General features: G+C 53.9%; 15 protein-coding genes. 11 read left to right on the forward strand and 4 right to left on the reverse strand.

The window, feature by feature from the left end; genetic code table 11:
- Window positions 1–23: 23 nt before the first annotated feature.
- Genes C812_RS18810 through C812_RS18820 form a run of 3 tightly spaced genes read left to right on the forward strand, consistent with a single transcriptional unit; the run spans window position 24 to window position 1,923 of the window.
- On the forward strand, window positions 24–350 hold the full coding sequence (locus C812_RS18810) for a PadR family transcriptional regulator (RefSeq protein WP_016314230.1): 327 nt from the start codon (window positions 24–26) through the stop codon (window positions 348–350).
- Entirely contained in the window at window positions 347–976 is a 630-nt protein-coding gene (locus C812_RS18815) for an HAAS signaling domain-containing protein (protein ID WP_016314231.1), read from the forward strand. The genes C812_RS18810 and C812_RS18815 overlap by 4 nt, the downstream gene beginning before the upstream one ends.
- On the forward strand, window positions 973–1,923 hold the full coding sequence (locus tag C812_RS18820; protein WP_016314232.1) for a DUF4097 family beta strand repeat-containing protein: 951 nt from the start codon (window positions 973–975) through the stop codon (window positions 1,921–1,923). Before C812_RS18815 ends, C812_RS18820 begins: the two co-directional genes overlap by 4 nt.
- Before the next feature lie 50 nt (window positions 1,924–1,973).
- Here C812_RS18820 and C812_RS18825 read toward each other — a convergent pair whose 3' ends face one another.
- The 3 genes from C812_RS18825 to C812_RS18835 form a co-directional block, all read right to left on the reverse strand.
- The gene (locus C812_RS18825) at window positions 1,974–2,729 is read right to left on the reverse strand and encodes an amino acid ABC transporter ATP-binding protein (protein ID WP_016314233.1); all 756 of its coding nucleotides are present in this window, start codon (window positions 2,727–2,729) and stop codon (window positions 1,974–1,976) included.
- 15 nt (window positions 2,730–2,744) lie between these two features.
- The gene (locus tag C812_RS18830; RefSeq protein WP_016314234.1) at window positions 2,745–3,413 is read right to left on the reverse strand and encodes an amino acid ABC transporter permease; all 669 of its coding nucleotides are present in this window, start codon (window positions 3,411–3,413) and stop codon (window positions 2,745–2,747) included.
- A 63-nt stretch (window positions 3,414–3,476) separates the two neighbouring features.
- Entirely contained in the window at window positions 3,477–4,331 is an 855-nt protein-coding gene (locus C812_RS18835; protein ID WP_016314235.1) for an amino acid ABC transporter substrate-binding protein, read from the reverse strand.
- Window positions 4,332–4,582: 251 nt separating this feature from the next.
- Between C812_RS18835 and C812_RS22975 the strand changes: the two genes are divergently transcribed.
- The 7 genes from C812_RS22975 (at window position 4,583) to C812_RS18865 (ending at window position 10,276) form a co-directional block, all read left to right on the forward strand.
- On the forward strand, window positions 4,583–4,690 hold the full coding sequence (locus C812_RS22975; protein ID WP_333556856.1) for an RAxF-45 family protein: 108 nt from the start codon (window positions 4,583–4,585) through the stop codon (window positions 4,688–4,690).
- Window positions 4,691–4,781: 91 nt separating this feature from the next.
- Window positions 4,782–6,776 (forward strand): ribosomal protection-like ABC-F family protein, encoded by a 1,995-nt coding sequence (abc-f, locus tag C812_RS18840; RefSeq protein WP_016314236.1) that lies wholly within the window; start codon window positions 4,782–4,784, stop codon window positions 6,774–6,776.
- A 14-nt stretch (window positions 6,777–6,790) separates the two neighbouring features.
- Window positions 6,791–7,477, forward strand: coding sequence for a DNA-3-methyladenine glycosylase family protein (locus C812_RS18845; RefSeq protein ID WP_016314237.1), 687 nt, complete (start codon window positions 6,791–6,793; stop codon window positions 7,475–7,477).
- 93 nt (window positions 7,478–7,570) lie between these two features.
- Complete coding sequence (locus C812_RS18850) at window positions 7,571–8,869, forward strand: ArnT family glycosyltransferase (RefSeq protein WP_016314238.1); 1,299 nt, start codon at window positions 7,571–7,573, stop codon at window positions 8,867–8,869.
- The gene (locus C812_RS18855; protein WP_016314239.1) at window positions 8,866–9,591 is read left to right on the forward strand and encodes a glycosyltransferase family 2 protein; all 726 of its coding nucleotides are present in this window, start codon (window positions 8,866–8,868) and stop codon (window positions 9,589–9,591) included. The genes C812_RS18850 and C812_RS18855 overlap by 4 nt, the downstream gene beginning before the upstream one ends.
- Window positions 9,592–9,945, forward strand: coding sequence for a DUF2304 domain-containing protein (locus C812_RS18860; RefSeq protein WP_016314240.1), 354 nt, complete (start codon window positions 9,592–9,594; stop codon window positions 9,943–9,945).
- Entirely contained in the window at window positions 9,929–10,276 is a 348-nt protein-coding gene (locus tag C812_RS18865) for an EamA family transporter (protein ID WP_016314241.1), read from the forward strand. Before C812_RS18860 ends, C812_RS18865 begins: the two co-directional genes overlap by 17 nt.
- Before the next feature lie 16 nt (window positions 10,277–10,292).
- On the opposite strand, the gene C812_RS18870 is transcribed toward C812_RS18865, so the two are convergent.
- Entirely contained in the window at window positions 10,293–10,745 is a 453-nt protein-coding gene (locus C812_RS18870) for a V4R domain-containing protein (RefSeq protein ID WP_016314242.1), read from the reverse strand.
- Window positions 10,746–10,943: 198 nt separating this feature from the next.
- Between C812_RS18870 and C812_RS18875 the strand changes: the two genes are divergently transcribed.
- Entirely contained in the window at window positions 10,944–11,654 is a 711-nt protein-coding gene (locus C812_RS18875; protein WP_016314243.1) for a Crp/Fnr family transcriptional regulator, read from the forward strand.
- Window positions 11,655–12,236 lie beyond the last annotated feature (582 nt).

Raw genomic sequence — 12,236 nt, forward strand, 5'->3', positions numbered from 1 at the left:
AGAGGAAACGAGGCGAAGCAGGTTTGGATATCAGCGTCCAATTCAAGAAAGGCGCCTTGGAGTTATGCGTGCTGGTATTAATCCAAGGCCGCGACCGGTACGGCTACGAGCTCGCCCAATCGGTATCCAAGCATATTGAGGTGGCCGAAGGGGCCTTGTACCCCCTGCTGCGCAGACTGGTCAATGAAGGTTATTGCACCACATACCTTAAAGAATCCACAGGCGGCCCCCCGCGCAAATACTACAAACTAACTCCTGAAGGCGAAGCATACACCCAGAAGCTGGTCGTTGAGTGGAGACAGTTCGTACACAATGTTTCAACCTTAATTGAGAAAGGAAGCCGTTTATGAATAAAAGCGAATTTTTGGCGAATCTCCGGGCGCATTTATCGGTTCTCCCGCCGGAGGAACAAAACGAATTGCTGGAGGATTATGAGGCCCACTTCGCTTTTGGTTTGCAAAGCGGACGGACGGAGCAAGAGATCGTGCTGGAGCTGGGGGACCCGGCGGAGCTAGCCAAAGAGGCTATTGACAACCGCTTCGTGCCCCAGGAGCATGTGTATTGGTTTGGCGGAGCAGAACCCGCTGCCGCACCAGGCGCAGCGATACCACCAACCGGTGGTTATCCTAACGAGGCCGGTGTTCAGCACCGCAGCGCTTTTGCCAGTGTGATGGTTTACATCGGGCTATTCTTTATCAATCTCATCGCTGTTCCGCTGCTGCTCTCCTTCTGGGCTGTCGTCGTCAGCTTCGCTGTGAGTGCGGCCGCCGGAATTTTAAGCCCCTTGCTCCTTGGGCTGGAGTATTTATGGCATGGGGACATTTTTAAAGCCAAAATATTTGCATCCATCGCTTACGTCGGGTTAGGCATCCTGCTTATCGTTGTCACTCGATATGCTTATAAGGGTATGCTCTGGCTCAGCATCGCTTACTTGCGTTGGAATGTTCGGATCGCGAAGGGGGATCAACAAGCATGAATACAAAGAAATGGTCACTCCTAGGAGTGTTGCTGATTTTGATCGGCTTGGCCGGCATGGCTTACCAGCATTTCGATTTCGGCGATGAACTGCCGTCCTACCAGCAGAAGTGGACGTTTGAACAGGGCGGGTTACAGAATCTGCTCATCGACAGTGATTATGACGTGGAATTGGAGTTTATCGATAGTCCTGACGGGACGAACTACGTGGAAATCAACGGCAAAATGAATCAGAAGACGATCGATGCGGTGAAAACGGCTCAAATCTCAGCAGGGACACTGAAGCTGGATCTAGAAGATAAGTTCGAATGGACCTTCTTCTCAATCAATTTCCAGTCCACCAAACAACGAATTACCGTTGCACTGAACGACAAAGATGAATTGGATCGGATCGACTTCGAGTCAGACTCAAGCAATGGGACGTTCCGCGGTCTTCGCGCTGGTGAAATCGATTTGTCGATTGACTCAGGGAATCTCCGTGTGGAGAACCTCAAGGGGAATGAGATTCATCTCGAATCCTCCTCGGGGAACGTTACGGCCGAAAACATCCAAGGGAATACGGAAATTCAATTAGACTCCGGGAATATTCGTGTAGAACAATTGGAGGGGAATTTGACCGCGAAGTCGAGCTCCGGCAACATCACCGCCAACCAGGTTAAGGGGACCGTCAAAGTATCGTCCAGCTCTGGAGATATCCGGTTTCATCGTTTTACAGGTGATGGCAGCTTCAAGGCAAGTTCGGGGAACATCACCTTGTCGGAGCAACGCTCAGACAATTTGGACATCTCTGTAGACTCAGGGAATGCAACACTGTCCGTCGATGCGGAATTTAAAGGATTTTATGACCTGCAATCACGCTCCGGCAATACTAGCGCGCCGGATTCACCGCGGCAGACGCAAGACTTGATCAAGATCCGGGCGGAATCCGGGAATATTCGCATTCGCTAGAAATACAGAAGAGCGGTCAGAGTTCATAGCAACTCCGGCCGCTCTTCTGTTTATTCGATTTCCCGTTGGGTAATTCGGTTTAGGAAAGAACGGGCCCGATCACTGGACGGATGATTCAGCACCTGGTCCGGCGTTCCCGATTCGATGATGTTCCCCTCGTCCATGAGCACGACCCGGTCGGCAACCTCGGCGGCGAACTTCATTTCATGGGTCACGACCACCATCGTCCGGCCCTCCTGGGCCAGCTCCTTCATCACCTTCAGCACCTCACCGACCAGCTCGGGGTCCAGCGCGGAGGTCGGCTCGTCAAAGAGCAGCACGTCCGGGCTCATGGCCATCGCCCGGGCAATCCCGACTCGCTGCTGTTGCCCGCCTGACAGCTGATGCGGATAGAAATCCGCTCGGTCACCGAGACCCACCTTATTTAGCAGCTCCAAAGCAACCCGGCGGGCTTCCTCTTTACTCTTCTTCAACACTTGAACCTGGGCTTCCATCACGTTCTGGAGAGCCGTCATATGCGGGAACAAATAATACGCCTGGAACACCATGCCCGTCTTCTTGCGCAGCGCCAGCACTTCGCTAGTCTTCGGCTTCCGACCATCGCCAAATTCCAGCTGAACGTCGCTGATACGAATTGTTCCTCGGGTTGGGACTTCCAGCAGGTTCAAGCAACGCAGCAAGGTCGTCTTCCCCGACCCGGAAGGCCCAATGATGACCAGAACCTTGCCCTGCTCGACCTCGAGATTGACCCCCTTGAGAACCTCCTGGGTACCAAATGACTTGTGTAACTCGCGAATTTCGATCATGATGGTTGGGCCTCCTTACCGGGCGGTGAAGCGGTCCAGCCGCTTCTCCAGTCGATTTTGCAGCGCCGATAGGATGGTGCTGAAGATCAAATAGATGACGCCCGCTTCCGAATAAACAATCAGCGGTTCATAGGTCGTTGACGTGATTTGTTGGGCGGTACGGAACATCTCGGTGTACGTCACGGTAGCGGCTAACGACGTATCTTTAACCAGGCTGATAAATGAGTTGGCCAGCGGCGGCACCGATACCCGTGCTGCTTGCGGCAGGATGATCCGCCGCAGCGCCTGCAGCCGTGTCATTCCCAGCGAATACGCCGCTTCCCATTGACCTGCATGGATCGACAAGATCGCAGCCCGCACAATTTCCGACCCGTACGCACCAACGCTAAGCGTAAATCCGATCACCGCAGCCGGAAACGGATCGAGAACAATTCCTATGGACGGAAGACCGTAAAAGATGATGAATAACTGCACCAATAGCGGCGTCCCGCGGATGATCCATACATAAAATCTAGCTAGCTGCCGCAGCGGCCCAAAGCTGGACAACCGCGCAAGCGCGGTCAGGACAGCTACAACCAATCCTAATGCAAACGTAATTAACGTCAGCGGAACCGTAAAAGCCACCCCCGCTTTCAGCAGGGGAACAAACGAATCTACGATAATATTCCAAATACGTTCATCCATCGCTCAAGCATCCTTTTCGGAAGGAAACGGCCCTCACGGGCCGTCTCCAATGATTTATACAACTTATTTCGAAACATCTTCGCCGAAGTATTTCTCCGAGATTTTCAAGTAAGTTCCGTCCGCTTTCATCGCAGCCAGTGCCTCATTCACTGCCTGCACCAGCTCCTCGTTGCCTTTGTTAAACAAGGCCGCACTCTCTGCCGCTTCCGGCATTTCGTCAACCACTTTCAACTTCACGTCGGGTCTTTGCTTCTTGAGATCCAAGAAGGATAGACCGTCATTAACCGTCGCGTCGATCCGTTTAGAAAGCAGCAGATCGATGGCTTGGTTAAATCCTTCCGTTGCAACGATCTCCGCGCCGTTCTCTCTGGCGATATCCGTCAGGTTACTTGTCAGCGATTGACCCGCCTTCTTCCCTTTCAGATCGGCGAAGGTTTTGATGTCCTCGTTATCTTCATGTACGATCAGCACAGCACGGGAAACGATGTAAGGATCAGAAAAGTCGTACTTTTCCTTGCGGTCATCGCGAATCGTTACTTCGTTAAATACCGCATCAAACCGTTTCGCATCCAGTCCGGCTAAAAGGCCATCCCACGGCGTCTCAATAAACTCAGCTTCCACCCCCAGACGTTTTGCAACTTCTTCTGCGATTTCGACGTCAAAGCCCGTCAGCTTGCCATCCTTATCATGGAACGTGAACGGTGCATAAGTTCCTTCCGTGCCGATCCGCAGCTTGCCGCTGGCTTTGACAGCTTCCGGCAAATTTTGCCCCGCTGGCTGCTCGTTGGCTGCATTTCCTGCGCTGCCTTGGTTCGCACCGGCGTTGTCTGCCGCTTGATTGTTTGTATTGTTATTACCGCAAGCTGCAACCAGCACCGTCAGCACCAGTGTTAACAGCAGTAAACTCCATTTCTTCATTGAATTCATCCCCCGTCTATCTTCTTAATTCCCTATAATTCACTAGGTTTAATTGAATATTACACACTTCGCCATAGATCGTCAAATGTTTTTTCATCCTACTTTTTTAGCCTGCGGTGCCCTTAGTATGTCCAACTAATATCACCTTGATTTCCCATAAATGAACGAATATAATATGGGTAACTATTTTGGTGAAGGAGGTGGGTAGAGTGGATCGCAAATTTGCGTGGAATCGAGTAGGCCAACTGCCGGTGGCAATGTTTGGCATTATTCATGCAACAGCCAACAACGGGAGAAGTCTGTCCATTTTTGGAAACTCGATATCCAAACCAAATTGCGAAATGCCGCTCCTACCCTAACCTCACTTACGCGTGAGCTTTGAAGGCAGCAGGATTTCCTGCTGCCTTCTTTTTTTGTAGGATCGGCATGGGAATAAAGGAGAACGAAACCATGATGATCCAAGGTCAAAATATCCAGAAGTATTACGGCGCTGAGCTGGTGCTCAGCGATGTTACCTTTGAAATCAAGTCGGGCGAGACCGTTGGGCTGATCGGTCGCAACGGCGCGGGCAAGACCACCCTCATGAAGCTGTTGGCCGGCATCGAACGCCCGGATCAAGGATTGCTGTCGGTTCCGAAAAACGCCCGAATCGGCAGTTTAGCACAAATTCCGGATTATACCCGAGAAGAGACGGTATATGATGTCCTGCTGGGCGCCTTCGCCGATGTACGGAGCCTGGAAACACAGATGCGGCAGTTGGAAGCGGAAATGTCAGAAGCGGATTCGGACGCGTTGGATTCGCTGCTTCGGCAATACGGCCGGCTGCAGGAAGCGTTCGAGCGAGGCGGCGGCTACGAAGTGGAGGCGTCCATCGCCCGAGTTACCGGCGGTCTCGGTATCCCGGAGGAGCAATTCGCGCGGCCGTTTGCGTCGCTGTCTGGCGGCGAGAAGACAAAGGTCGGGTTAGCGGTGATTTTAATGCGGGAGCCGGATTTGCTGCTGCTCGACGAGCCCACCAACCATTTGGACATGGCGGCGACGGAATGGCTGGAGGGGTATGTCCGCGCCTTTCCGGGAACGTGCGTCATCATCTCCCATGACCGTTATTTCCTTGATGCGGTTGTAAGCAAGATCATCGAGCTGGAGGACGGGGAGGCGTTCACGTACCACGGGAACTACAGCTATTACAAGGAAGAAAAGGAACGCCGACTGCTGCAGCAGTTCGCCGATTACGAGGAACAGCAGAAGAAGATCAAGAAAATGCAGGAAACGATCAAGCAGCTGATCGAATGGGGCAACCGCTCCAACCCGCCGAATCCCGGGTTTCATCGGCGTGCTGCTTCGATGCAAAAAGCGTTGGACCGTATGGTCAAGCTCAAACGGCCCATACTGGAACGTAAACGCATCGGCCTGGAGTTAGATCATAAAGACCGCTCAGGTAAGGATGCGATCGTGTTGAACGAGGTCGGCGACGCCCGCGGCGGACGCGTCTTGTACCGCGGCATCACCCATACGCTGCGCTATGGCGAGGCGGCCGTTCTCATCGGCGACAATGGTGCCGGCAAGAGCACCCTGCTCAAGAACATCCTGGGGCATGAACCGCCCCAGGAGGGGGAGGTCCGGCTCGGCTCGCGGATTGAAGCAGGGTACTTGGCCCAGCAAGCCGCCCCTGCGGACCATCACGAGACGGTGCTGGAATTTTTCCGCGAAGAGCTGGGGCTCGAAGCGGGAGAAGCCCGCGGGCAGCTGGCCCGCTTCCTCTTCTACGGCGCCGACGTGTTCAAGAAGGTGAGCAGCCTGTCGGGCGGCGAGTGGACGCGGCTTCGGCTCGCGGTGCTGATGCACCGGAAGCCGAACCTGCTCGTGCTTGACGAGCCGACCAACCACCTCGACATCGATTCGCGCGAAGCGCTGGAGGAGGCGCTCGAGGAGTACCCGGGCACGCTGCTCGCGGTATCCCATGACCGCTACTTCATCAATAAAGTAGCGGGGCAGGTGTGGGCGCTGGCCGGCGGGCGCATGAGCGTCACCCTCGGCGGATACGAGGACTACCGGGCAGAGCTTGCCCGGAAGACCGCCGCCGCCGAGGCCGCGGGCGCTGCGCACAGCAGCGCCGGCCGCGCGGGGAGCGCTGGCGCCGGGGATACCGGCGCTGGCGCGAGCACCCCGGGCGACGCGCCCAGCGCCGCCCGCGCTAGGGGCGATGCGGCCGCCGAAGCGGCACGCAAGCCCCGGGCCAACCCGGCCTCCTTGCGCAAGCTGGAGGCCGACTACGCCGCCGCCGAAGCGGAGCTGGCGGCGCTGGACGCGGCGATGCAGGCACCGGAGGTGGCCTGCGACGCCGCGCGGCTCGCGGAGCTGCAGGAGCAACGTGACGCCCTGCAGCTCCGCGCCGACGAGCTCCTCCAGCAGTATGTCACCCTGCTGGAGGAGCATCCCAACTGAAGGAGGTTGTCCCTATGAACCATGGGAAACCGGTCTTTGAGCTCCACCCGGATGACCCCCGGGTCAAGGCGCTGGCCAGCGCCGATCCCCGGATGGGCCGGCTGATCGCCTTGATAGGAAGCCTTGCGACGAAACCGCAAGGCCCTTGGTTTACCGAGCTGGCTCGCTCGATCATCAGCCAGCAAATCTCGGTGAAGGCCGCCTCCACCATTCGCGGCCGTGTCATCGAGTTGGCCGGGGAACTGTCCCCGGCCGCCCTCTTGGCCCAAAGCGACGCTGACCTGCGCGCCGCCGGGCTGTCCGCATCCAAAGTCGCTTACCTCAAAGACTTAAGCGACAAAGTCCAATCCGGTCAGCTCGACCTAGACCGGCTGCAGGAACTTGATGATGAAGAAGTCATCAAGCTCCTGGTTTCCGTAAAGGGCATCGGCCGTTGGTCAGCCGAAATGTTCCTCATCTTCGCCCTGGGCCGCGAGCATGTCGTTTCCTATGGGGATGCCGGTCTGCAGCGTGCGGCAAAATGGGTGTATGACATGGAGGAGCGCCCGGACCGCAAATATTTACAGCAAGCCGCTGCGCAATGGCCATCTTATGGCTCCATCGCCTCGCTTTACTTATGGGAGTCCATCAACCGGGGCCATGTAGATTCGGGAGAAACCTTCAACGAGCGGCTGGCCAGTTTCGGAATTCAGACAGATTAAGCTTGTCACAGGAAGAATTTGGATATATTATAATATAGAAGGTGATATTTTCTATTTTTAGAGATAAATTATAAAAAGTGGGGTCGAATCGCTGTGTTTTCATTATCGGAAGTCCGTCGGCCGGTCAAGTGGTATCTGTTCGGTCTGATCGCATTTGTGGGCATTGTATCGAGTCTTATCGTCCTGATCTATAACGACCACTTCCTCTTAGGCGACCCGGTTCACCCGAACAATGATGACGTGAAGTATATTCAATCCGCGCGCCTTCTCCTGAATGAAGGCGTACTTGCTTATAATACCAAAGAGGCGCCTTCTGCCTTCATCATGCCCGGGCTGCCGCTGATGCTGTCCGGGTTTATGGCGGTTTTCGGCCAAGAACAAGGCGGTGTCGTGGCATTCCGCCTTTTCCAGTGCCTTCTGCAAGCGTTTTGTATTTATCTGATCTTTTGGATCGGTTATCGCACCTTTAACACCCGGGCGGCGCTGATCGCCTGCACCGTGTCTGCCTTCTATCCACCCGACTACTTTTCCTCCGGGGTTATTCTCTCAGAAACAACTTTTCGCACGTTGCTGCTGCTTCTCGTCTGTTGCACCATCCTCGCCATGGACCGAGACGGACCTGCTTTATACGTCCTTATCGGCGTCCTGACGGCTGCGGCGGCTTACTTCAAGCCGCATGCTTCCTTGTACCCCGCCGTTTTGCTGATCATTTGGCTGCGCATGAAGCTGCCTTGGCGGACGATGTTGAAATATACCCTTTTCATCGGAGGGACTTATGTTCTGTTGTTAACCCCGTGGTGGATCCGCAACTGGGTCACATTCCATGAATTTATCCTGTTCACCAATTCCGGCGGAAGTCCGTTCTTGCTCGGCACACGTATCCGTTGGCAACTGCCGCCGGCTGGTTTCTTTGAGGCTTACCCTCAATATGATCCGGAAACGATATTCCAGGGCGCTGATTCCACGGCAATTCGCAAAGGGCTGGATATCCTCCGATACGGATTCACGCATGAGCCGATGAAGTATTTGTATTGGTATACGTTAGGAAGATGGGTGGAGCTGTATTTCCATCCGTTTTATTCGCGCCCGTTTTGGCCGATCAGCCGACCGGTCATGGACCATATCCAAGTTGTGATGATGTACGTTAATATGGGCGGCATTTTATGGGCCGTAGCGAAAAACCGTCTCAAGCTGGATCGCTTACTCCCGCTTTTGTTGGCACTGGCTTATTTCACCATGATTTATATTCCGTTCGTGGCGTTTAACCGCTACGGTTATCCCAATATGACGCTGTTGATCCTGTTCGGGTCATATCTGATTGGCGACTTGATCTCCCGAGTTCTGCGCCGTTCCCATCATCGATCCGAACGAAAGGGGGCCTGTGCCTCATGATACCAAAACCGCCTCGTATACTGATCATCATACCGGCTTATAACGAGGAAGCCAGTATCGGCTCGGTCATTCGCGATATCCGTAAGCACACGCCGGAGGCCGATATCCTCGTCATTAACGACGGTTCTTCCGACCGAACGGAGAGCTGTGCACGGGAAGCCGGAGCCAAGGTGCTGACGCTGCCTTACAATGTGGGGATCGGTGGAGGAATGCAGACTGGTTATCTCTACGCGAAGCAAAAGGGCTATGACATCGCCATCCAAATGGACGCCGACGGCCAGCATCCAGCCGAAGAATTACATAAGCTGCTCGCCGGAATCGGCGAGCAGGATCTTGTCATCGGCTCCCGGTTCCTAGGGACCGCTTCCTTCCGTTCGTCCACAGCGAGACGAGCGGGGATCGTCTTCTTCTCCAAGCTGGTCTCCTGGGTTACCGGCGAACGCTTCACCGACACGACCAGCGGCTTTCGCGCTGCCAGCCGTAAGGTCATTGAGCTGTACGCCCGGTACTATCCAACCGATTATCCCGAGGTGGAATCGATTGTGTATCTGAAACGCCACGGCTGCAGAATCACAGAGATCCCCGTGCAAATGCGAGCCCGCACCGCTGGTAAATCATCGATTACCCCTTGGCGTTCGATTTACTACATGGTGAAAGTGACATTATCCGTGCTCATGAGCGCGTTGCGGCGCCCGCTCCACCAGACGGCGGTGATAGAATAAATGTCGATTTACATTCTATCTGTGTTGGTTGCCGCGTTGTTCCTCTTGTTTGTCCTGGAATTGGTCCGTCGTCAAAAACTGAGGGAGCAATATTCCCTGCTCTGGATTTTGTTTAGTGTCATCCTGCTGATCTGCTCCACAAATATTGGGCTTATCGAATGGATCGCGGATCATCTAGGAGTTAAATATGCACCTGCCGTGTTGTTTCTGTTTGGCTTGCTCTTCTGTTTTGCATTCATTCTTCACCTAACGATCGTCATTACACGCCTAACCGCCCAGGTGCTCCGCTTAACCCAAGAAATCGTCATTCTAAAAGAACGGGAGGCGGTCCGTGAAAATGGACAAAACCATTAGTTACCTCATGCTATTTGGTAATATTCTGCTTCTCGTGACAGGACAAGTTCTGTTTAAAATCGGCCTGGCCCGTACCGGCGGGCTTCACTGGAGCAAGCTGGCGACCTCACCTGCAGTGATCGGCGGCATCGCTTTGTATGGGGTAGCTACGCTGCTATGGTTCGCGGTGCTGTCCCGCCTCCCGCTGAGCGTCGCTTATCCGCTCCAAGCGCTGGCGTACGTCCTGGCGCTTCTTCCGGCCTATTTCCTGTTCCACGAAACGATCACTTGGACCAAGCTGCTGGGTGTATTCGTCATCTTACTCGGTGTAGTTTTATTGGCGAGATCATAACACAGACTAGAATGCCTTACTCATAAATTCGGACTTCATACTCACAGTGTTCGTCGCCGCATACATTACATTTCGTTTCCCGTACGCTCACTTTGCGGCCTAGCAGCTTACCGAGTGCCCCTTCCAAAAAGGCACCTTCCAGATCGCACACCTTCTTCTCCTCCATCACCGGCAATCCCTTGCAAAAACAATCCTCTATCGCAATCCGCATCCATCGCTCACTTTGCTCCACGATCTGCGGCAATCCGATCCGCAGCTCGGCGAATAAATGGAGCAGTTCGTCCAACGTGGTGACGGGTAAGCTTTCGCCAATCTTGCGGCCGATGGAGGCGGTGGTGCCTTTCCCCTCGAGAGGCAACCCCTGGCGCATCCCAATCAGGCGAATCGCCCGGAACAACTCCAGCGGCACCTGATCCCCAAGCTGGGTACGGTCGATTTGTCGCAATTCATCAAATGTAAATTCTTTCATCTGTCTCCTCCTATCCATAGAACTGAACTTGATCCGTTGATAGGTTTAATTTCCCATATCCACATCCGAAAAACCTTGATCTTCATCAAGAAATCGACAGATTTATTGTGATAATAATCACTAGTCCGTCACTCGCCAACGATTAAGTTAGAGGTAGATGAATACGAATACGTCTTTCCAAGAAAGGAGAGATCCCAGATGAAATCCTGTACTTGCCACATTCAAGATACAGCCACGGCCCCCTCCTGCCTCGCGCGCGTGCCGGTATTTGCGCAGCTGCGCCAAACGGAGGTTGAGTTGCTCCATTCCGTCATGCGTACCTCACAATTCCATAAAGGGGAGATCATTTTCCGTGAAGGAGATCGTTCGGATTCGCTGTTTGTGGTGAACCGTGGAATCATTAAGCTGACGAAGCTGGAGGATAACGGCAAGGAACATCTCATTCGGCTTCTGTTTCCTGGGGACTTCTTCGGCCAATTTTCTCTGTTACAGGAAAAACCCCATTACGCTAGCGCCATCGCGGCGGACACGACCGGCATCTGCCGGATTCACCGCAGTGATTTTCTAGATATTCTGCGGCGTGATCCCGATACAGCGGCCCGCTTTATGACCGCGCTTAGCACCCAACTGGAGGAAGCCGACGCCTGGGCAGCCGTTCTGACCTTACTTGAAGCCGATCGGCGTCTTGTCAAGATGTTATTATATTTTCGTCGTAAAGCAGCCCCCAACTCTCGAGAGTTCACCTTACCCATCTCCAAAAAAGACCTCGCCTCCCTCATCGGCACCACACCGGAGACGCTCAGCCGCAAACTCCGCCAGCTTAACGACGAGGGCGTATTAACCGCAACGCGTCGGCAATTGCTGATCCGCGATGAAGCCGCACTATGCCACCTCGCCGGGGAGGGCTAGGCAGCTTCAGAAGCCGCCTCGACTTGGGTTACCGGCCCGGCTTAGCCCTGACTCGAATGCCAGGCCGGGCTTTTACTCTGTGTCCTGACTCTTTGCACGATGATTATCCCCTTGAATCAGTCCCTTGCGAGGGATTATCCCTTTTAATCAGTTCCTTCACCCGACTATCCCGTTTGCTTAGGCACTTTGCACCATGATCCCGTTCCGTCACCTTTAGCACATTATCCCGCTCGCTCAGTTCACTTCCCCAAGAATCTCCCTTGATCAGTTCATTTGCACCATTATCCCTTTCGATCAGTTCATGGACAAGAGCTCTCACTTTACCGGCTCTATTACACCATTATCCCGATTAATCCGTTCATCTACTGGATACTCGCTCATTCACCTGATCAGATGCGGATGCTTTGTATGAACGTCCCTTTGCGCGGTGATCTCTTTGCACGATGATCCCATTGGTTCAGGTTCATTACACCAATATCCCTTTAACTCAGATTACTAAGCTTGGGGATCACTACACCTACTTTCCCTTTTACTCAGATTGCTGAGCTTGAGGAACACTACACCTGCTATCCCTTTCATTCA

Origin of the sequence: Paenibacillus barengoltzii G22, from assembly GCF_000403375.2 — a bacterium.
Classification (GTDB): Bacteria; Bacillota; Bacilli; order Paenibacillales; family Paenibacillaceae; genus Fontibacillus; species Fontibacillus barengoltzii.

Bases quoted from the DNA above. Each gene is read 5' to 3' on its own strand.
- C812_RS18815 (WP_016314231.1), top strand. From the start codon at position 347: ATGAATAAAAGCGAATTTTTGGCGAATCTCCGGGCGCATTTATCGGTT.
- C812_RS18820 (WP_016314232.1), top strand. From the start codon at position 973: ATGAATACAAAGAAATGGTCACTCCTAGGAGTGTTGCTGATTTTGATC.
- C812_RS18825 (WP_016314233.1), bottom strand. From the start codon at position 2,729: ATGATCGAAATTCGCGAGTTACACAAGTCATTTGGTACCCAGGAGGTT.
- C812_RS18830 (WP_016314234.1), bottom strand. From the start codon at position 3,413: ATGGATGAACGTATTTGGAATATTATCGTAGATTCGTTTGTTCCCCTG.
- C812_RS18835 (WP_016314235.1), bottom strand. From the start codon at position 4,331: ATGAAGAAATGGAGTTTACTGCTGTTAACACTGGTGCTGACGGTGCTG.
- abc-f (WP_016314236.1), top strand. From the start codon at position 4,782: ATGATGATCCAAGGTCAAAATATCCAGAAGTATTACGGCGCTGAGCTG.
- C812_RS18845 (WP_016314237.1), top strand. From the start codon at position 6,791: ATGAACCATGGGAAACCGGTCTTTGAGCTCCACCCGGATGACCCCCGG.
- C812_RS18855 (WP_016314239.1), top strand. From the start codon at position 8,866: ATGATACCAAAACCGCCTCGTATACTGATCATCATACCGGCTTATAAC.
- C812_RS18860 (WP_016314240.1), top strand. From the start codon at position 9,592: ATGTCGATTTACATTCTATCTGTGTTGGTTGCCGCGTTGTTCCTCTTG.
- C812_RS18865 (WP_016314241.1), top strand. From the start codon at position 9,929: ATGGACAAAACCATTAGTTACCTCATGCTATTTGGTAATATTCTGCTT.
- C812_RS18870 (WP_016314242.1), bottom strand. From the start codon at position 10,745: ATGAAAGAATTTACATTTGATGAATTGCGACAAATCGACCGTACCCAG.
- C812_RS18875 (WP_016314243.1), top strand. From the start codon at position 10,944: ATGAAATCCTGTACTTGCCACATTCAAGATACAGCCACGGCCCCCTCC.